The 20,011-nt window shown below is 63.7% G+C and carries 10 protein-coding genes; 6 read left to right on the forward strand and 4 right to left on the reverse strand.

Going from position 1 to position 20,011, the window contains the following annotated elements; translation table 11 throughout:
* Nucleotides 1–102 precede the first annotated feature (102 nt).
* Complete coding sequence (locus tag CXK96_RS11595) at nt 103–774, forward strand: response regulator (protein ID WP_102836604.1); 672 nt, start codon at nt 103–105, stop codon at nt 772–774.
* Nucleotides 767–2,185 carry a sensor histidine kinase gene (locus CXK96_RS11600; protein WP_102836605.1) on the forward strand — a complete coding sequence of 473 codons (1,419 nt, stop codon included), beginning with the start codon at nt 767–769 and terminating at the stop codon, nt 2,183–2,185. Before CXK96_RS11595 ends, CXK96_RS11600 begins: the two co-directional genes overlap by 8 nt.
* Here the strand turns inward: CXK96_RS11600 and CXK96_RS11605 are convergent.
* Nucleotides 2,174–4,090, reverse strand: coding sequence for a sensor domain-containing diguanylate cyclase (locus tag CXK96_RS11605; RefSeq protein ID WP_102836606.1), 1,917 nt, complete (start codon nt 4,088–4,090; stop codon nt 2,174–2,176). The two genes, CXK96_RS11600 and CXK96_RS11605, sit on opposite strands and share 12 nt — an antisense overlap.
* 167 nt (nt 4,091–4,257) lie before the next feature.
* Nucleotides 4,258–5,844, reverse strand: a complete 1,587-nt coding sequence (locus CXK96_RS11610; RefSeq protein ID WP_102836607.1) for a methyl-accepting chemotaxis protein — start codon at nt 5,842–5,844, stop codon at nt 4,258–4,260.
* A 544-nt stretch (nt 5,845–6,388) separates the two neighbouring features.
* On the opposite strand from CXK96_RS11610, the gene CXK96_RS11615 reads away from it, so the two are divergent.
* The gene (locus CXK96_RS11615) at nt 6,389–7,354 is read left to right on the forward strand and encodes a TAXI family TRAP transporter solute-binding subunit (protein ID WP_102836608.1); all 966 of its coding nucleotides are present in this window, start codon (nt 6,389–6,391) and stop codon (nt 7,352–7,354) included.
* A gap of 120 nt (nt 7,355–7,474) precedes the next feature.
* Nucleotides 7,475–10,027: a TRAP transporter permease gene (locus CXK96_RS11620; protein ID WP_102836609.1), complete on the forward strand. Its 2,553-nt coding sequence runs from the start codon at nt 7,475–7,477 to the stop codon at nt 10,025–10,027.
* Between the two features lie 109 nt (nt 10,028–10,136).
* On the opposite strand, the gene CXK96_RS11625 is transcribed toward CXK96_RS11620, so the two are convergent.
* The gene (locus CXK96_RS11625) at nt 10,137–11,825 is read right to left on the reverse strand and encodes a Na/Pi cotransporter family protein (RefSeq protein ID WP_102836610.1); all 1,689 of its coding nucleotides are present in this window, start codon (nt 11,823–11,825) and stop codon (nt 10,137–10,139) included.
* Between the two features lie 162 nt (nt 11,826–11,987).
* The gene (locus CXK96_RS11630; protein WP_102836611.1) at nt 11,988–12,878 is read right to left on the reverse strand and encodes a cache domain-containing protein; all 891 of its coding nucleotides are present in this window, start codon (nt 12,876–12,878) and stop codon (nt 11,988–11,990) included.
* Between the two features lie 222 nt (nt 12,879–13,100).
* Here CXK96_RS11630 and recC point away from each other — a divergent pair, with 222 nt between their 5' ends.
* Both recC and recB read left to right on the forward strand, forming a co-directional pair.
* Complete coding sequence (gene recC / locus CXK96_RS11635) at nt 13,101–16,403, forward strand: exodeoxyribonuclease V subunit gamma (RefSeq protein WP_102836781.1); 3,303 nt, start codon at nt 13,101–13,103, stop codon at nt 16,401–16,403.
* Nucleotides 16,400–19,948 (forward strand): exodeoxyribonuclease V subunit beta, encoded by a 3,549-nt coding sequence (gene recB, locus CXK96_RS11640; RefSeq protein WP_102836612.1) that lies wholly within the window; start codon nt 16,400–16,402, stop codon nt 19,946–19,948. Before recC ends, recB begins: the two co-directional genes overlap by 4 nt.
* Nucleotides 19,949–20,011 lie beyond the last annotated feature (63 nt).

The raw sequence follows: 20,011 nt of genomic DNA on the forward strand, positions 1-20,011 counted from the left end.
TAGGCGGCGAAACTTTCGCCAGGCTTTCAGGGGTGAAAGCAGCGTGTGGCGTGCCTTGCCGCTACACTGGCGCCCCGTTCCGTGTGTGGCAGAGGACAGGCAATGCGGATTCTTCTGGTCGAGGACCACCCCCAGTTGGCTGAAAGCGTGGCGCAGGCGTTGCGCGCGGCCGGATGGACGGTTGACCTGCTCAACGATGGCGTGGCCGCTGACCTGGCGTTGTCGACCGAGGACTACGCACTGGCGATCCTCGATGTCGGGCTGCCCAGGCTCGACGGCTTTCAAGTGCTGTCGCGCCTGCGCAAACGCGGCAAGACCCTGCCGGTGCTGATGCTCACAGCGCGCGGGGAGGTGACCGATCGGGTACATGGGCTCAATCTGGGTGCCGATGACTACCTGGCCAAACCGTTCGAACTCTCCGAGCTTGAGGCACGAGTCAAGGCGTTGTTGCGGCGTAGCGTGGCCGCTGGCGAACGTCAGCAGAGCTGCGGGCCGCTGGTCTATGACCTGGATGCGCGGCGTTTCAGTCTCGGCGGCCAGCCGCTCAGCCTGACGTCACGCGAGCAGGCGGTGCTCGAGGCGCTGATCACCCGGCCTGGGCGAGTCATGAGCAAAGATCAACTGGCGGCGCAGGTATTCGGTCTCGACGAGGACGCCAGTGCCGATGCGATCGAAATCTACATCCACCGGCTGCGCAAGAAACTCGAAGGCAGCTCAGTGCGCATCGTGACCTTCCGTGGGCTGGGCTATCTGCTTGAGGCAGCGGATGCCTGACGCGCTACCCGCGCGCGCGGGCAGTTTGCGCGGTGGCTTGCTGCGCAGACTGGCCATGCTGCTGACCCTGCTGATGCTGTTCAGTGGCTGGAGCGCCTACTGGAACGGGCGCGCCGCCGCCGACACGGCATACGACCGCACCTTGCTGGCCTCGGCCCGAGCCATCGCGGATGGCCTGGTCGCCAGCGATGGGCAGCTACGGGCCAATGTGCCCTATGTGGCGCTGGACACCTTTGCCTACGACAGCGCCGGGCGTATCTATTACCAGGTGCTGGATACCGAAGGGCGGCTGGTGAGCGGCTACGAGCATCTGCCGGCGCCGAGCGCCGAGATTCGTCGCACCGACGACTATCCCGCGCTGGCTCGCTTCTATGACGGAGAATTCCGCGGCGAGGGTGTGCGGGTGGTGAGTCTGCTGCAGCCGGTGAGCGAGCCAGAGCTCAACGGCATTGCTGAAATCCGCGTCGCCGAGACGCTGGACGCGCGTGAGCGCCTGGCTCGCAGCCTGTTGATCGACACCCTGTGGCGGGTCGGTCTGCTGGCTGTCACCGCGCTGCTGCTGGTCTGGCTAGCGGTCAGCGCGGCGCTGCGGCCGCTGGGCAAACTCAGCGAGGCCGTCGAGGCGCGACAGCCTGACGATCTGCGGCCGTTGCCATTGATTGCCGTGCAGCGCGAGCTCAAACCTCTGGTTGCTGCGCTCAATCAGTTCACCGAGCGTTTGCGCGCGCAGTTCGAACGGCAGGCGCAGTTCATTGCCGACGCCGCCCATGAGTTGCGTACGCCCTTGGCGGCGCTGAAGGCGCGTATCGAACTCGGGCAACGTGAGGCGCAACCGCAGCGCTGGCAGGAAACCCTGGAAGAGGCGGGTGCTCATACCGACCGGGTAATTCACCTGGCCAATCAACTACTGTCGCTGGCGCGCATCGAAACCGGTGCGCAATCGATTGCCGAAGGCGGCGCCCAGCGCCTCGACCTCAGCCAGCTGGCAAGGGACCTGGGGCTGGCGATGGCCGCGCTGGCGCACAAGCGCGGCGTCGCGCTGGCGCTAGAAGCCGAGCAGCCGGTCTGGATCGATGGCGAGCCGACGCTGCTGACGGAACTGCTGAGCAACTTGCTGGATAACGCCCTGGCGCACACACCCAAAGATGGCAACGTGGTGCTACGGGTAGCGAAAGGCGGCGTGCTGGAGGTCGAGGACGATGGGCCGGGAATACCGGAGCCTGAGCGCGACAAAGTCTTTGCGCGATTTTATCGGGTGCATCAGCAGGGGCAGGGGGCCGGGCTTGGCCTTGCCATTGTCGGCGAAATTATTCGTGCCCATCGGGCCACTGTCGAGCTCGGTCAGGGCGCGCTGGGCGGGCTGCTGGTCAAGGTGAGCTTCCCTCCACCGGCTCCCGCTTCAGCCGACTGACAGCTCGGTGGCCTCGTCCGGTTCGGCAATCGCCACCTGATTACGGCCGTTGTGTTTGGCCCGATAGAGCGCCGTGTCAGCGGACGCCAGCAGTTGCGCTGAGGTGCAACTCGCCGGCGGCTGCAGGCTTGCGACGCCGATGCTGATGGTCAACGCCAGGCGCTCCCCGTCGTGAACAGGCCGCAGCGCTGCCACCGCCGCGCGGATTCGCTCAGCTTGCTCGCGGGCTTCGCGGCTGTTCATGCCAGGCAGCGCCATGACGAATTCTTCGCCGCCATAGCGTGCAACCACATCGCCCGCCCGTTGACCGTACTGCTTGAGCGTATCGGCTACCAGTCGCAGACAGTCATCGCCGAACGGATGCCCGTAGCTATCGTTGACCCGCTTGAAATGGTCGATGTCCAGCAGCAGCACCGACAGCGGCGTCTCGGTGCGCTGTGCGCGGCGGATTTCCTCGTCGATCATCACGTCGAAATGGCCGCGGTTCGACAGCTGGGTCAACGCATCGGTGACGCTCAGACGAGTGAGCTGTTCGTTGACCATTTCCAGGCCGCGCTTGGCATCTTCAAGCGCACGGGTGCGCTCGTAGACCCGTGCTTCGAGCGCCTCGTTTGCGCGTACCTGCGCCTCCAGGGCCTGTTGTTGCGCCTGCAGACGCTGTTCGCGTTCATGAACAAGCGCCTCAGATGCTTGCAGTGCGCTCTGCTGAGCCAGAACCCGGCGGTCCCGCTCCTGATTGATGCGCTGCGCCAATGCCATGGAGAGCAGAACGAACTCGGCAAACATACCGATCAGCTGGCCGTGCAGGGTCAGCGGGTTCAACGGCAGCATGCCGTCCAGCGCCAGCAGATGGACAATGGTCGCCAGTAGCAGCGTCGACCAGGCAATCGTGAACAGCCTTGCCGAACTGTTGCCGCGAACCCACAGATTGATGACGGCGGCCATCGTCAGGATGCAATGCACCAGCGCGATCTGCTCGGCCATCAGATAGCGTCCGAGCGAGGGCGCGAACAAGAGGACCAGAATCACCACGCCCCAGTAGCCCATCAGCACCCAGGTGACCAGCCAGGGCCAGCCGCCGTAGCGACGAATCTTGAGAAAGCGACTGGCGAACACTAGCGGGGTAAAAAAGCACAGCGCCGCGGACAACGCGTAGAAACGGCGGGCGATCTGTGGCATTTCGGGCCACAGAAACAACTGACCGAAGCCGGTGATCGTAAGGACGTAAAAAAGCGCACTGAGCAGATAGAGGACATAGAGCAGATAGGCCACGTCCCGAGTGAACAGAAACAGGCTGCTGTTATAGAGAAGGATCACCAGCATCCCGCCAAAGAACAGGCTGATCAACGCGATGTCGGTAAACTTTCCTGCTGCGAACGCCGTCTCGTCAAAGATGACCATCGGCAAGGCCATCAGCTCGTGCGCCTGTACATGCATGTACACCACGGCTCGATCATTGGCCCGCAGCTCCAGCGGGAAGACCAAGTTGTGGTCTGCCAGCGGTTGATGGCTCTTGGGTATGTGATCGCCAGCCTGCATCAGCGGGCCCCACTCGCCCTCGGCCGGGTAGAACAGGCGTACACGCACATTGTCCAGGATTGGCCATTGCAGGCTCAGGTACCAGCGGTCGGCGCTGGCTGCCTGGCTGTCAAGGTCGAAGCGCACCCAAACGCCTTCAGGCTGTTTCTTGAGGTTGGGCTTGGCCAACGGCTGCCATTGCCAGGAGGCCGCGTGAGCGGTCGCGAAATCGGCATCAGAATGCCCGGATACCCACTCCAAGCCGCCCACCTGAAGTGCCGTACCGCTTTTGCTGACGACGCCAGGAACCACAGCAGCGGTTACCTGGCCCGACATGAGGCTGGCAAAGGCTATTAAAAGGCAGAGTAAAAGCCGGCGGAAGCGCATCGGGTGGAAGGTCTCGTCAAACGGCCCTCGCGACGCGTAGGCAATCGATAGGGCCAGGCAGTGGTTTGGCCATTCAAACGATACGGCTAATGGCTATTTGATACCACTGTCAGACTACTAACGGCTTGCCCATCCATCGGAACGGGCCTCGGAGCCTCCTCGGCCGTCTAACCGCGTCGCCGAGTCCAGAATTGCTGTACCAGCATTTCCATGCTGTCAGCCAACTGAGCGACACCCGAAGCGGTCTCTCGGCTGCGCAGTCCGCTTTCAACATGGTGGTCGGAGCCGCTGCGAATGCTCACGATGTTCTGATTGATGTTCTCGCTTACAGCACTTTGCTGCTCGACCGCCGAGGCAATCTGCAGGCTCATTTCGCTGATCTCGTTCACACGATGGTTGATGCCCTGCAGCGAGCGTGCTGCCTGCTCGGCCTGCTCGACACTTTCCATGGCCTGATCTCGGCTGCGTTGCATCACCTGCACCGCCTGACGCGCGCCGCCCTGCAGCGCCGCGATCATGGCGTTGATTTCCTGGGTGGACTGCTGTGTCCGTGACGCCAGGCTGCGAACCTCGTCCGCGACCACAGCGAAGCCACGCCCCTGCTCCCCCGCCCGGGCGGCTTCGATGGCAGCGTTGAGTGCTAGCAGGTTGGTCTGCTCGGCGATGCCGCGGATGACATCCAGCACCTTGGTAATATCGTTGCTGTGCGCCTCCAGCTCGTGAATGACATCGCCGGCGTGCTGAATGTCCTGGGCCAGTCGGCCGATAGCTGCGCCCGTCTGATTGACGACATCCGTGCCGGTTGCAGCTTCGCTGTTCGCTCGGCTAGCCGCTTCGGCGGTGCGCTGGGCGTTGTTGGCGACTTCCTGCACGCTCATTGCCATCTGGTTGATGGCGGTGGCAACCTGGTCGGTTTCGCTCTGTTGGCGCGATGCACTCTGTGCACTGCTATCCATGGCCCCAACCAGCTCCCGAGCGTGCGTGCTCAGCTGGCGTGACGCATCGCCAATTCGGCCAACCATCGCGCCAGCTTCCGTCTCTAGGAGCTTCATCGCATAGCTGAGCTGACCGAACTCGTCGCGGCGGCCCGCATAGACCAGTTGACCGACTGCATCGTCTCCAACCTGACGAGCCTGAGCAGCGAGACGTTGCAGCGGTGCCAGCGCAACGTAGGCCAGCACGCTCCCACCCATCGCTGCCGCTGCTGCTGCTCCCAGCGCGGCCACAAGGCCTGCGCCACCTAACAATGCGGCCCCGATGGCGCAGGGTGCAGCACCGAGCGCGACGAGAAGCGCCACGCGGCTGCGGGCACTGAGGGGAGCGCGACGCAGAGCCGCTGGTGGCCGCTTTTCCCGAAGCTGCGCATAGAGCGTTTCGGCTGCTGCCACTTGAGCGGCCTGCGGCTTGGTCCGCACCGATTGATACTCGACCACCTTCCCGTTGCGGCTGATCGGGGTGACAAAGGCGCTGACCCAGTAGTGATCACCATTCTTGCAACGGTTCTTCACCATGCCCATCCATGATCTGCCAGCACGAACGCTGGACCAGAGATCACCGAATGCTTCGGGAGGCATGTCGGGATGGCGGACGATATTGTGATGCTGACCCAGCAATTCACATTCTTCAAAACCGCTGATCTTGATGAAATCGGGGTTCACATAGGTGATATCACCGTTGAGATCGGTGGTGGACAGTATGTTGGCTGTCTCACTGAAGGATACGTCGCGTCCGGTTACCGGTAAGTTCAAGCGCATGGTGAAGTTCTCTGGAGCTAGCTAATTGTTCCGCCACGGACGTCTTGACCGGTACCCGGACTGGCGCACCTCGCAACCTTGCTAACCACCTTGCGATGAAATCCTCGAACTTCCAAACGGATCCTGTTCGGTCTCGCTGAACCCTGCATCAGTCGGCGCTCGGAGCGCTGCGGCTCGCAAATAGCTCCGGTCGTAGGGCAGCAACAATGATGTGGGTGATGTCGTTGTGATATCACGGTATCCAGTCATCTATTCGACCAAAAGACCGAGCTCATTAGTCGGGTAATGGCGCGGTGCCATGAACAATCTTATACGCATTAAGATTCCTGTACATATATTTGTATAGGTTTTTCAGGTTTTATCCACTTTGACGAGCAACCCTCTATCTCGAAAGCGGTCATAGCCAGGGTCATAGGGCGGCCATGAAGCGCTGAGGTTGCCGTCCGGGCTGTTAGCGGGGCATCGGCCTGCTAGACTCCAAACGTCCCGCGTGGCTCACGAGGCCTGCAGGGCAATTCCAAAACAACCAATAAGGAGTGGATCCATGAAAGGCAAATCCTTGGCATGGATATTTTCCGCCGCGTTGGCGGGAACTGGTCTGAGCGGTATGGCTCAGGCGCAAGAGCAATTCGTCACCATCGGTACCGGTGGTCAGACGGGCGTCTACTACGTCGCGGGTCAGTCGATCTGCCGCTTCGTCAACCGTAACGCCGAGGACCTCAAGTGCAACGCGCCAGCCAGCGGCGGCGGCGTGGCGAACGTCAATGGGCTGCGCAGCGGCGAGTTCAACTTCGGCATCATGCAGTCCGATCACCAGTACAAGGCGATGGAAGGGCTTGAGCCGTTCAAGAGCGAAGGCGCGATGGAAGACATCCGTGCCGTGTTCTCGCTGCAGAGCGAAGTCTTCACCGTGCTGGCTCGCCGTGATGCAAACATCAAGAGCCTGGATGATCTGAAAGGCAAACGCGTCAATATCGGTAATCCCGGCTCCGGTCAGCGCGACACCCTTGAAGAAATCATGAAGGAGAAGGGCTGGGACAAGTCGGCCTTCTCGCTGGCTGCCGAACTGAAGCCGGCTGAGCAAGCCAGCGCTCTGGGCGACAACAACATCGATGCCATGACCTATTTCGTCGGTCACCCCAATGGCGCGATTCAGGAAGCGACCACCACCGTCGATGCCGTTCTGGTTCCGATCACCGGCCCGGAGATCGAAAAGCTGCTGTCCGAGAAGAGCTACTACACCAAGGCTGAAATCCCGGGCGGCATGTACAAGGGCAATGACAGCGCCACGCAGTCGATTGGCGGCAAGGCAGTGCTCTCCACCACGTCCAAGGTCGATGACGAAGTGGTCTACAAGCTGGTCAAGTCGGTGTTCGAAAATATCGAGCGCTTCCAGCGTCTGCACCCTGCTTTCAAAGACCTCAAGCCGGAAGACATGATCAAGGTAGGTCTGTCTGCACCTCTGCATGATGGTGCAGTGCGCTACTACAAGGAACGAGGCTGGATGTAACGGCCTTACGGCTCGCTGCATCATGGTGGGCGGTCCTCCGTCCGCTTTCGCCTGAGAACCCGCGTGCCTTGTGCCGCGGGTTTCGCGGTTTCCGTTCCCTGAAAAAACAGGCCAGATTTCATGCAAGACAACCAACTTTCCACTGAAGAGCTGATTGCCAAGGACGTCGGCGCGCGGCTGCCCGAAGGCGTCATGGCCAAGCTGATCGCCGGCCTCGCGCTGCTCTGGTCGCTGTTCCAGCTGTGGATCGCCTCGCCGTTGCCCTTCATGCTGCGCACCGGTGTGTTCAACAACACCGAGGCGCGTTCGATTCACCTGGCGTTCGCCTTGCTACTGGCGTTCCTCGCCTATCCGGCATTCAAGCGCTCACCGCGCGACCGAGTGCCACTGATCGATATCGCGCTCGGGCTGATCGCTGCCGCCAGCGCCGGCTATCTGTTCATCGCCTATGAGCAGCTGGCACAGCGCCCCGGCAACCTCACCACCATGGACCTGGTCACTGCTTGCATCGGCATTCCGCTGCTGCTGGAGGCCACGCGTCGCGCCCTTGGCCCGGCCCTGGCGGTGATAGCGCTGATCTTCCTCGGCTACAGCCTCGCCGGCCCGTACATGCCCGGCCTGCTGGCGCACCGCGGGGTGAGTTTCACTGCACTGGCCAACCACCAGTGGATCACCACCGAGGGTGTATTCGGTATCGCCCTGGGCGTCTCAACCAGTTTCGTGTTCCTGTTCGTGCTGTTCGGCGCGCTGCTCGAACGCGCGGGTGCAGGCCATTATTTCATTCAGCTGGCCTTCAGCTTGCTTGGTCATTTTCGTGGTGGTCCGGCCAAGGCTGCGGTCGTGGCTTCGGGCATGACCGGTTTGATCTCCGGCTCCTCCATTGCCAACGTGGTGACCACCGGCACATTTACCATCCCGATGATGAAGCGCACGGGTTTCTCTGCGGAGAAGGCCGGCGCGGTGGAAGTGGCCTCATCGGTCAATGGCCAGATCATGCCGCCGGTGATGGGCGCTGCGGCCTTCCTGATGGTCGAATACGTTGGCATCCCCTACGTTGAGGTGATCAAGCACGCCTTTTTGCCGGCGTTGATCTCCTACATCGCACTGGTCTACATCGTTCATCTCGAGTCGCTCAAGCTCGGCCTTACGGCGTTACCTCGCGCAAACGTGGCCAAGCCCTGGATGCAGCGGCTGATTGGCTTTGCCTTTGGCGCCGCACTGATTTCCGGTGTGTCGTTGGCGGTCTACTACGGGCTGGGCTGGCTAAAGCCGGCACTTGGCGATGCGGCAATCTGGGTGATCGGTGTCTTGTTGGCGGTGATCTATGTGGCCTTGCTGAAGGTCGCAGCGAGCAACCCACCGCTGCCCGCCGAAGATCCCGACGCCCCGCTGGAAAAACTGCCGCAGACGCGTCCGGTATTGCTCTCCGGCCTGCATTTTCTGCTGCCGGTGGTGGTGCTGGTCTGGTGCCTGATGGTCGAGCGTCTGTCGCCCGGCCTGTCTGCCTTCTGGGGTTCAGTGATGCTGGTCATCATCCTGCTGACCCAGCGCCCACTGCTCTCGATGCTGCGCAAGGATGGCAGCCACCAGCACGGCACCTTCATGGATGGCGTGGTTGACCTGCGCGAAGGCCTGATTGCCGGTGCGCGCAACATGATCGGTATCGGCATCGCCACAGCGGCGGCCGGGATCATCGTCGGCGCGGTGTCACAGACCGGTGTGGGCCTGGTGCTGGCTGACCTGGTCGAGCTGCTGTCCATGGGCAACCTGATGCTGATGCTGCTGCTCACGGCATTCCTTAGCCTGATTCTCGGCATGGGGCTGCCGACCACCGCCAACTACATTGTGGTGTCCAGCCTGCTGGCGCCGGTTGTGGTGGCGCTGGGTCAGCAGAGCGGGCTGATCGTGCCGCTGATTGCGGTGCACCTGTTCGTCTTCTATTTCGGCATCATGGCGGACGTCACGCCGCCGGTCGGGCTGGCCTCGTTCGCGGCTGCTGCTGTGTCCAAGGGCGATCCGATCAAGACCGGTGTGGTGGCGTTCTACTACAGCCTGCGCACCGCCGCGCTGCCATTCCTGTTCATCTTCAACACCGACCTGCTGTTGATCGATGTGGACTTCTGGCACGGCGTGGTGATTTTCGTCATCGCGACGCTGGCGATGCTGATCTTTGCGGCGGGCACGCAGGGCTACTTCCTGGTTCGTAGCCGCTGGTATGAAAGCATCCTGCTGCTGTTGATCGCCTTCACGCTGTTCCGCCCAGGCTTCTGGATGGACATCGCCCACGACCCGTACCGGGATATACCGCCGAGCCAGCTGGTACAGGCGCTAGAAGCGGTCGATGAGGACAGCCAGCTGCGCCTGCGCATCCGCGGCGAAGACGCTGTGGGTGATATGCGCGAGTTCAGCCTGCTGGTGGCGATCCCTGACGGCGAAACCGGAGAACAGAAGCTGGAGAAGCTCGGCGTGATGACCTACGAGGAAGACGGAAAGGTGCTGATCGACAGTGTGACCTTCGGCAGTCCAGCCGCCGATCTGGGACTGCAGTTCGACCAGGAAATCCTCGCGGTGCGAGCGCCCACTGACCGCCTGCCGAAGGAGTGGATGTGGCTACCGGCCTTGCTGCTCTTTGGTCTGGTGGTCTGGATGCAGCGCCGGCGCAAGCTGGACTGACCATCTCGCAGCGCTGACTAGCCCCCGGCCATGCCATGCATCGCCGGGGTTTTTTTGCCTGTGGAACCCTGTAATTGCGTGGGCCGGGCAGGCCTAGTCACTGCGCCGATTAGGCTGGCTTGCCGGGGAGGTGCTCGGTTGTAGGTGTTTCCCGAGCAGTCGAAGTCTCGCCAGTAGCGCGTTGTTTGCCGTTGCCGGAGCCTTCCAGCGCCGCGTAGGCCGCGCTGCAGAACAATGAGTTGAGCCGCTTCATGTCGGCGATCAGCTCCAGATGCGCAGCGCTGGTTTCGATGCTTTCCACCACCTGCTGATGCAGACGATGGACATGGGCGTGGGCCAACTCGCGCTCAAGCTTGCGGAACTGGCGCTTCTGCTGCAGCAGTTGGCGGGCGCTGTGTGAATCACCGGACAGAAAGACCGACAGGCCCAGTCCGAGATTGGCAGTGAGCAGAGTGTGCAGCTGGCTGAGCTCATCCAGTCCGCTGTCGGAGAACGAGCGGCGTTTGGAAATCTTCAGGTTCTGCACCTTGCCCAGCATATGCTCGATGATGTCGCCGGCCTGCTCCAGATTGATCGCCAGTTCGATGATCTCCGCCCAGCGCCGGCTCTCCTGTTCGGCCAGATCGTCACGCGGCATGCGTGCCAGGTAGAGCTTGACCCCGCTGTACAGGGCGTCCACGTCATCGTCCAGACGACGTATGTCCTCGCCGGGCTCCGGCCGGTCTTCGCGCAGCGCCTCGAGCAGGCGCGCCAGCATCGTTTCCACCAGGTCGCCAATACGCAGTGTTTCGCGCGTGGCATTGGCCAGGGCGAGCGTCGGCGTATCCAGCGCAGTGGGGTCGAGATGGCGCGGCTGAGCAATGCCGTTGTCCTGAATACGCTCCGGTAGCAGTCGCTCGCAGAGCCTGGCCATCAGGCCCACCGTGGGCAGCAACAGCAGGCAGCGCAGCGAGTTGTAAGCCAGGTGAAACGCGATCACCTGGGTTTGTGCGCTGAAGCCAAGCGTCGCCATCCACTCGACCAGCATTGGAAGAAACGGCAGCACCAGCAGGCCAGCGAGCTTATACAACAGGTTGCCGAGCGCTACTCGACGAGCCGGAGCAGGTTGCGGCGTGGCGTTGAGCCAGGCCAGAACACCGCTGCCAACATTGGCGCCAATAACCACGCCAAGGGCGACCGGCAGGCTGATCAATCCGGCACTGGCCAGGGTTGCGGTCAGCAGCACGGCGGCAAGGCTGGAGTAGGACAGCACCGCGAACAGCGCGCCGACGACCACGGCGAGCAAGGTGTCGCCGGCCAGGGACGAGAACAACACCCGCATGCCGCGCGCTTCGGTGATGGGCGCGGCCGCGGCCACAATCAGTTGCAACGCGAGAATGATCAGGCCGAGGCCGATCAGCACCCGACCGAGTTGTCCGGCGCGGGTCTGTTTGCGCGAAAGAAACAGGCAGACCCCAAGCAGGGTGAACAGTGGTGACAGCCAAGCCAGGTCCAGCGTCAGCGCCCGCGCCATCAGCGCCGTCCCGACATCGGCGCCGAGCATGATTGCCAGCGCGGTGGGCAGCGCCATCAGGCCCTGGGCAACGAAGGAAATAGCCAGCAGGGCGGTGGCGTTGCTGCTCTGTACCAGCGCAGTGACGCCAACCCCGGCGGTAAAGGCCATGGGCGCGTTGGCCATGCTGTGGCCGAGCAGCCGACGCAGATGCGAGCCATACACCCGCATGATCCCGGTGCGCACGATGTGCGTCCCCCAGACCAGAAGCGCGATGGAGGACAGCAGATGCAACAGCGTCAGCATCGGGCAAGGCCTCCGGCTCTGGATGGTCAACGGCCACAGCTCCCTGCACCTGGGAGGACAAAAGCTGTGAGTTATAGAACGTTGACCATCGCCGGTAGCCGGCCGTTCACCAAAATGACATCAGTGCTGACGCCACAGGTGCCTATTGCCGAGCCGTCAGGCTCATTTGGGCGTGTAGTAGCCCACGCCCAGCAGGACATCATCGACTCGCCGGATCAAGGTGTGTTTTTTCTCCACCGCATTGGTGGCCGGGTTGCGCCACACGTAGTCGACGGTGCCGATGCCCTTGTCCTTGGCCATTTCGATCATCTGCTTGAACAGCGGCGTACCGGCGGCGTCGGTGATTTCTCGAACGTCCACGCCCACCAGGTTGGGCGAAGCGCCAGTCGCGCGGTATTTGCCGTCCTCCAGGCCGATGACGAAAACGTACTCGTCGTTCATCACGAAGCGGCCCTGAGGGTCGTTGAAGGCCTGATAGGCAGCCTCTTCGCCCGAACGCTTCACCAGCGCGACGGCTTCGTCGAGCATCTTCTGAGCGTGCTCGGCGGAGGAGCGCGGGATGTAGTAGCCGACCACCAGAATCTGATCGCCGACCTTGCGGTACAGGCTGGTCTTGTTCTCCACCTTGTTGTCGGCCGGGTTCAGCCAGTGGTACTTGACCTGGCCGCTGTCGCTGGTCTTGGCCCCTTCGACTATCTCGCGGATGAAGGGCTGGCCGGCGGCGTCCTTCAGATCCATCACGTTGAGCCCGACCAATGCACGGGAAGCGCCGTTGCTGGCGAGCATGGTCCCGGCCGTGTCCAGTACAAACACATAATGCTGGCCGTCAACAAAGCCGCCCTTACGGTCATTGAAGGCTGCAAGGGCTTGCTCTGGCCCCGCTTGCTGCAGGTGTGTGGCGGCGCGATCAAGCAGTGCGTTGGCCTGTCGTGCATGGCTGCGTTCTACCGAGCCTTTGGCCTGGGCTCCATCAGTGGCGGAATACGCCAGCGGTGAGGCACATAGCGCTGCGCCCAGTGAAAGAATCAGCAGGTTCCGGTGGTTCAGTTTCATCGGTTGCTCCTAGCCTGAGGCAGGCGATGGCTGCAAAGGTGCATGGGGACTGCCTGCTATGAAATATCCTACGGCCCGTGGGGGCATTGATATTGATCACAAGGACCGTTGGCTTCCTGCAAAAGGAGTAGGAACAATCGCCGCATGGCAGATGGACGACACGCTCCGCGCGCCGACCCGAACTTGCTACCCTTGCCCGCTGACCCAACCGAAGCCGCCCCGATGCTCAGCCTCTATCACGCTCCTGACCTTGAAACCCTCGGTGAACTGGCCACGCGCCTGCTCGCCCAGCCGCTCGCCGACCCCTTTGCCCCGGCGCTGGTGGTGGTGCCGAGCCAGGGCATGGGTCGCTGGCTGACGCTGGAGCTGGCGCGCAAGCAGGGCATCGCCATGCAGCTGGAGATTCAGCTGCCGGCCAAGTTCGTCTGGGACCTGAGCCGCACCGTGCTGGGCAGCCTGCCGGAGCAATCGGCGTTCTCCCCGACGACCCTGACCTGGCGCCTCTATGGCTGGCTCTGCGAACCAGCCAATCTTGAGCTGGCGCCACGTCTGGCGCAGTACCTCGACGGCGGCGACGAGCGCCGACGATTGTCGCTGGCGGCGAAGATCGCCGACGTGTTCGACCAGTACCTGCTCTATCGCGACGACTGGCTGGCGGCCTGGGAGCGTGGCGAAACCTTCGATCTCGGCCCTGATGAAGCCTGGCAGGCGCTGCTCTGGCGCGAGCTGACCAAGGACGGCCACCCGCACCGGGCACGGCTGCTGGGCGACCTGCTACAGCGGCTCTACAGCGACGAGCCCTTGCCGGGGCTGCCGGAGCGTCTGCTGGTGTTCGGTATCAGCAGCCTGCCACCGCACCACCTGCGCGTGCTCGACGGCCTGGCGCAGCATGTCGACGTGGTGGTCTGCGCACTCAACCCCAGCCGCGAGGCCTGGGGCGAGATTCGTGATATCCGCGAGCTGGCGCGCCAGCCCGAGAGCGGTGCTGACGATTGGTACCTGGACGTAGGTCATCCGCTGCTGGCCAGTCTCGGCAAGCAGGGGCGGGACTTCTTCGACTCGCTGTTCAGCCTGACTGCCAGCGAAGGCAGTAAGGAGTTCGGCCTCTACACCGAAGACGAGGACCTGCGCGACGACAGCCTGCTGCACGCGCTGCAGAACGACATCTTGCGGCTGCGCACCCGGCAGCCCGAGGAGCGCATCAGCCTGGCCGAGGATGACCGTTCGCTGGAAGTGCATATCGCCCATTCGCCGCTGCGCGAGGTAGAGATTCTGCATGACCAGCTGCTGGCTCGTTTCGCCACCAACCCGGCGCTGACGCCTGATCAGGTGGTGGTGCTGACCCCCGACATCGAGCGCTACGCACCCTTTATCGACGCTGTGTTCGCCCCGCGCGAGGGCAGCCCGCGAATCCCCTACAGCCTGGCCGACCGCAGCCTGCGCGCTGAAATGCCGCTGATCGAGGCCTTCCTCGAATTGCTGATGCTGGCGCAGAGCCGTTTTACCGCCGAGGAAGTCCTCGCCTGGCTGGAGCAGCCGGCCGTTGCCCGCCGCGCCGGCATCGAAAGCGAAGACCTGCCGCTGCTGCGCGACTGGCTACGCGAAGCCGGCGTGCGTTGGGGCCGCGACGGTAGCCAGCGGGCCCGTCTCGGCCTGCCGGACGAATCGGCTTTTACCTGGCGTCGGGGGCTGGACCGTCTGCTGCTAGGCTTTGCCGCGCCGCCGCAGCTGGCTGGCGACCACGCGCCACTGCTCGGCGAACACTGGCCACTGGACGCCCTGGAAGGAGCGCGCGGGCAGTTGCTGGGGCGGCTGGTGGAATTTGTCGAACGTCTCGGCACACTGGCCGATCAACTGGCTCGGCCGCGTCCGTTGTCCGAGTGGGCCGATGACCTGCAAATCCTGATCGACACCCTGTTCGACGAGCGCGAAGCCGGCGACACGCTGCTCTTGTTGTCCCAGGCCTGCGCGGCGTTGCGCGATCAGGCCCAGGCTGCAGACCTGACGCGACCCATCGAACTGGAACTGGTGCACCAGCAGCTCAGCACCGCCCTGCAGCAGGGCGGCGGCGCCTCGGGCTTTCTTACCGGTGCGGTGACCTTCTGCACCATGGTGCCGATGCGCAGCCTGCCGTTCCGTGTGGTCTGCCTGCTGGGCCTGGACGACGGCGCGTTTCCGCGACGTACACCGCCGTCGGGTTTCGACCTGATCGGTCGCCATCCGCGGCGCGGGGATCGTGCACGACGTCTCGACGACCGCTATCTGCTGCTGGAAACCCTGCTCTCGGCGCGTGAAGCGCTGTACCTGTCCTATGTCGGCCGCGACCCGCGTGACAACGCGGTGTTGCCGCCTTCAGTGTTGCTCAGCGAAGTGCTCGAAGCGGTCGATATGACCGCCGCGTTGCCGCCTGCTGATCTGGCATCCAAGAGCGCCAACGAGCTTGCGCCCAAGACGGTTAGCCAGAAGATCCTTGTCGCCCATCCATTACAGCCGTTTTCTCCACGCAATTTCGGCGACGCGCCCTGTGCGGGTTTTTCGCTGCCCTGGTTCCGCGCCGCGCAGCGTCTGGCCGAGCCGCCGCAGACTCAGCCGCAACCCTTCGCCAGCCTGCTCGCCGAGCCTGACGAGGCCTGGCTGACCATCGAGCCATCGCAGCTGTTGCAGTGTTTCCGCCATCCGGCGCGCTTCCTGCTCGAACAACGCCTCGGTTTGCGCCTGGCTGACGATCAGGAATCGCTCGCCAGCGACGAGCCCTTCGATCTGGAGATGCCGGCCTGGAACGGCCTGCGACGCCTGTCACTGCAGGCAATGGAGCACGGCTGGAGCGATGAAGACGAACGCCGCATGGCCTGTGCTGCCGGTTGGCTGCCGACCGGCGAGCTGGGGCAGGCGCTGTGGGGCAAGCTTCGCGGGCCGGTGCTTGCCTTCGCGCCGCGCCTGTTCGAACTGCGCCCGGACGCCGTGCCCGAGCCGCTGCCGGTCGATATCACCCTGGCCGGCGTGCGCGTGCACGGTTGGCTCGACGGCGTGACGCCGGCCGGATTGTTCGGCTGGAAGCTCGGCAAGCTGGGCGAGTGGGATCTGCCGCCGTTCTGGCTGCGCCATCTGCTGCTCAACCTGTCCGCCACGCCGGGTATCGAACGCAGCAGTTTGATGCTTTCGCCTGCAGGCGATTGGCAGCTGGGCCCGCTGGGGAACGCCACCGAGCTGCTCGAACCCTGGCTCGCTGCCTATCGCAGTGCCATCTGCGAGCCGCTGCCGCTACTGCCGCGTAGCAGCCATGCCTTCGCCAAGGGTTATCGTAAGCCAGCCCGCGGCAGCGAACCGCTCGACTGTGGCCGCAAGCGCGCCCGTGAAGCCTGGCTGGGGGCGGAGTTCAGTCCTATCGCTGCCGAGGCTGAAGACCCTTGGAACGCCTTGGCCTTCCGCGACGGTGATCCGCTGAATGAGCGCTTCGAAACCCTGGCCCAACAGCTGATAGGTCCCGCGCTGGATGCCTTGGCCGATGAGGAGGAAGACCAATGAAACTCGACCTGCTCGATTCGCCTTTCGACGGCCGCTCGCTGATCGAGGCCAGCGCCGGCACCGGAAAAACCTGGACGCTGACGGCGCTTTACGCCCGTTTGCTGCTGGAGCGGCAGTTGCCGGTGGGGCAGATCCTCGTGGTCACCTACACGACTGCAGCCACGGCCGAACTGCGCGAGCGTATCCGGGCGCGGCTGGCCGATCTGCTGGCGGTCTATGAAGGCACGCCGAGCAGCGACGATTTCCTCAACCGCTTGCACGCGCGCTACCCGGACGAAGCCTCGCGCCGGCGGTTGCTACTGGCGGTGCATGGCTTCGACGAGGCGGCCATCTTCACCATTCACGGCTTCTGCCAGCGCGCCCTTCAGGACGCCGCGTTCGAGGCCGGTGGAGATTTCGACAGCGAGCTGACCGCCGATGACCGTGAGATCATCGACGCGCTGCTCGCCGACGCCTGGCGCAGCGAATTGGCCGACGCCGATCCAGCCTGGGCGCGCTTCCTGGCGAAGAGCCGAATCACACCCGTCTGGCTGCGCCAGCGGCTGCGCAGTCACCTGGGCAAGCCCTATCTGCGCATCGAGCCGCAGGGGGCGCCCGTTGCCGCCGACCTGCGCCCGGTAGAATCTGCCTGGCAGCGCGCTGCCGAGTTGTGGAAGCGAGCTGGCAGCGCTTGGGTCTCTGAGCTGCTGGCCCATGGCGGGCTCAGCCAGAGCACCCACAAGAACATCAAGTTCGCCCCCTGGCAGGTGGAACTGGACGCCTATTTTTCCGACCCGGCAGTGATGTTCGACCTGCCCGACGGCGCGGCCAAATTCGGCGTTCGAGCTTTGAACAAGGCCTGTAAGAAGGGCTATGACGCGCCGGTCTGTGAGCTGGCCCATGCACTGGATGAACTGGCCGATCAGGTCGCCGAAGCGCTGCCGGCCGGCAAGCAACGGCTGATCGCCCTGCAGGTCGCACTGCTCGAACGGCTCAACCGCGAATTGCCGGAGCGCAAGGCGGCGCAGCGGCTGTTGGCCTTCGACGATCTGCTCAACCGGCTGGATCAGGCGCTGCAAGGGCCTGTCGGCAAAGACTTGGCGGCTTCGTTGCGTGCCACCTATCCGCTGGCGTTGATCGACGAGTTTCAGGACACCGACCCGATCCAGTACGCCATCTTCAACCGCATCTACGCACAGGCCAGCGAGGCGTCGCTGTGTTTTGTCGGCGATCCCAAGCAGGCGATCTACGCCTTCCGCGGCGCGGATCTGGCGACCTATATGACCGCCAAGCAGCAGGCCGATCGCGAGCCCTTCAACCTGCCGACCAATTACCGCTCGACGCCGGAGCTGATCGCCGCGTTGAACCAGCTGTTCGATCACCCGCAGCCGTTTGCCCAATCTGATCTGCGCTATCCAGCAGTAGGTGCGGCCGACAAGCCGCGTGCGAGCTTGCGGCTGGTGGGGGCGGACGAAGCGGCGCCGCTGTCGCTTGTCTGGCTCGGCGACGATCCGCTGGGCAAAGGTGAGGCCGGGCAATTGGCGGCGAGCGACACCGCACGGCGTATTGCCTTGCAGCTGGCCGGCGCCGCCGAGGGACGCGCCGGTTTCGATAAGGACGGCCAGTTCACGCCGCTCAAGGGTGGCGATATCGCCGTGCTGGTGGCCAATCATCGCCAGGCCGGAATGATCGCCGACGAGCTGGCCGCCCGTGGTGTGCCCAGCGTGCGGCGTGGGCGCGACAGTGTCTGGCGCAGCGAAGAGGCGGGCGAGCTGGCCGCGGTGCTGGCCGCCTACGCTGAACCCGGTCGCGAAGGCTTGCTGCGCTATGCCCTGGCCACGCGCTTGCTGGGCCGCAGTGCTGCCGATCTCGCCCGCTGCCAGGACGATCAGCAGCAATGGGACGCCGAACGCGAAGCCGCCGAGCGTTATCACCAGCTGTGGCAGCAGCAGGGCTTTATGCGCGTGTTCCGTGCCTGGCTCGATGAGCAGGCGGTGGCCGAACGGCTGCTGGCGCGGGTCGACGGCGAACGTCGGCTGACCAATCTGCTGCACCTCGGCGAACTGCTGCAAGCTGAAAGCCTGCTGCGGCCTGGGCTGGAACCGCTGCTCGCCTGGTTCAACGCCCAACGCGGTAGCGAAGGCGCCGGCGAAGAAGCTCTACTGCGCCTGGAAAGCGATGCCGAACGGGTGCAGATCGTCACCATCCACACGAGCAAGGGCCTGGAATACCCGTTGGTGTTCTGCCCATTCCTGTGGGACGGCAAACTGCTCGGCAAGAACCGCGATAGCGCCCGTTGCCACGACGCCGATGGCCAGCCGCTGCTGGACCTGGGCAGTGATGAACTGGAGGACAACCTCGAACGTGCACGGGAAGAAGTATTCGCCGAACAGCTGCGCCTGGCCTACGTCGCACTGACCCGCGCACGTGATCGGCTCTGGCTGCACTGGGGACCGGTCAACCTGTGCAAGCCTAAGAAGGACGGCAGCCTGGCCGACGAAGGTCTGCACAGCAGCGCCCTGGCCTGGCTGCTGCACGGTCGCGAACTCCCAGGTGAACAACCGCTGAGCGAGCTGGGCAACTACTTGGCGGACTTCAACGGCGGCAGCCTGCGCCTGGCCATCGAGCGACTGGAGCAGGGGAGCGACGGCCATATGGCCTGCCTGCCGCTGGAGTCGCGCGAAGCCAGTGCTCAAGGCCCTGGCCGAGCGGCACCGCCTCAGCAGCTGTCGCAGCTCAATCGCAGCCTGCACAGCGCCTGGCGCATCGGCAGCTTCTCCGGCTTGGCCGCCGGCATGCATATGGAAGCGCCGGACCGCGATGCCCTGGCCATTCCTGATGCCGGCGAGCCGGGCAGCGGCTTCTTTGCTTTCCCTCGCGGTGCGCGGGCCGGTACTTGCCTGCATGCGATCCTCGAAGACTGGGCGCGGGGCAAAGGCGAGCTGGCAGAACTCGTCGAGCCTGCATTGCAGGCCTACGGTCTGCCGCTGGAGTGGAAGGAAGTCGCCATCAGCCATCTGCAGAAGGTGCTCGAAACCGATATGGATGGCGCCGGCCTGACGCTTGCGGCGTTGCAGTCTGCCAGACGGCTGCCGGAGCTGGGCTTTACCTTTCCGGTGCAGAACCTGGATGTGGCGCGGCTGCGCAGCCTGCTGGTCGATCCGGCCAACGGTCTCGCCGAACCGCTGCGCGAAGCGGCGGCACGGTTGGAGTTCGACAGCCTCAAGGGTTTCCTGAAGGGCTTTATCGACCTGACCTTCGAGCACGACGGCCGCTGGTACATCGCCGACTACAAGTCCAACTGGCTCGGCCCGGATGCGGGCTACTACGGCGGCGAACGGCTGCTGCATGCGTTGGCAGGCGAGCATTACTACCTGCAATACCTGATTTACCTGGTGGCGCTGCGCCGCTTTCTGCGCCAGCGGCTGGCGGATTTTCAAGACGATCAGCTCGGCGGCGCCTTCTACCTGTTCCTGCGTGGCATGCCGGAGGCCGGGGTGTATTTCGCGAGGCCGGATGATGCCTTGCTCGATGCGCTGGATCGGTTGTTTGAGGAGGGGCGGTGATGGTGCGCTTTGACGGCATTGACCGCGAATGTGGGCGTGGCAGCGCCTTCCTGCCTATCAGGA

It is taken from the genome of Stutzerimonas stutzeri, assembly GCF_002890895.1.
Lineage (GTDB): Bacteria > Pseudomonadota > Gammaproteobacteria > Pseudomonadales > Pseudomonadaceae > Stutzerimonas > Stutzerimonas stutzeri_AB.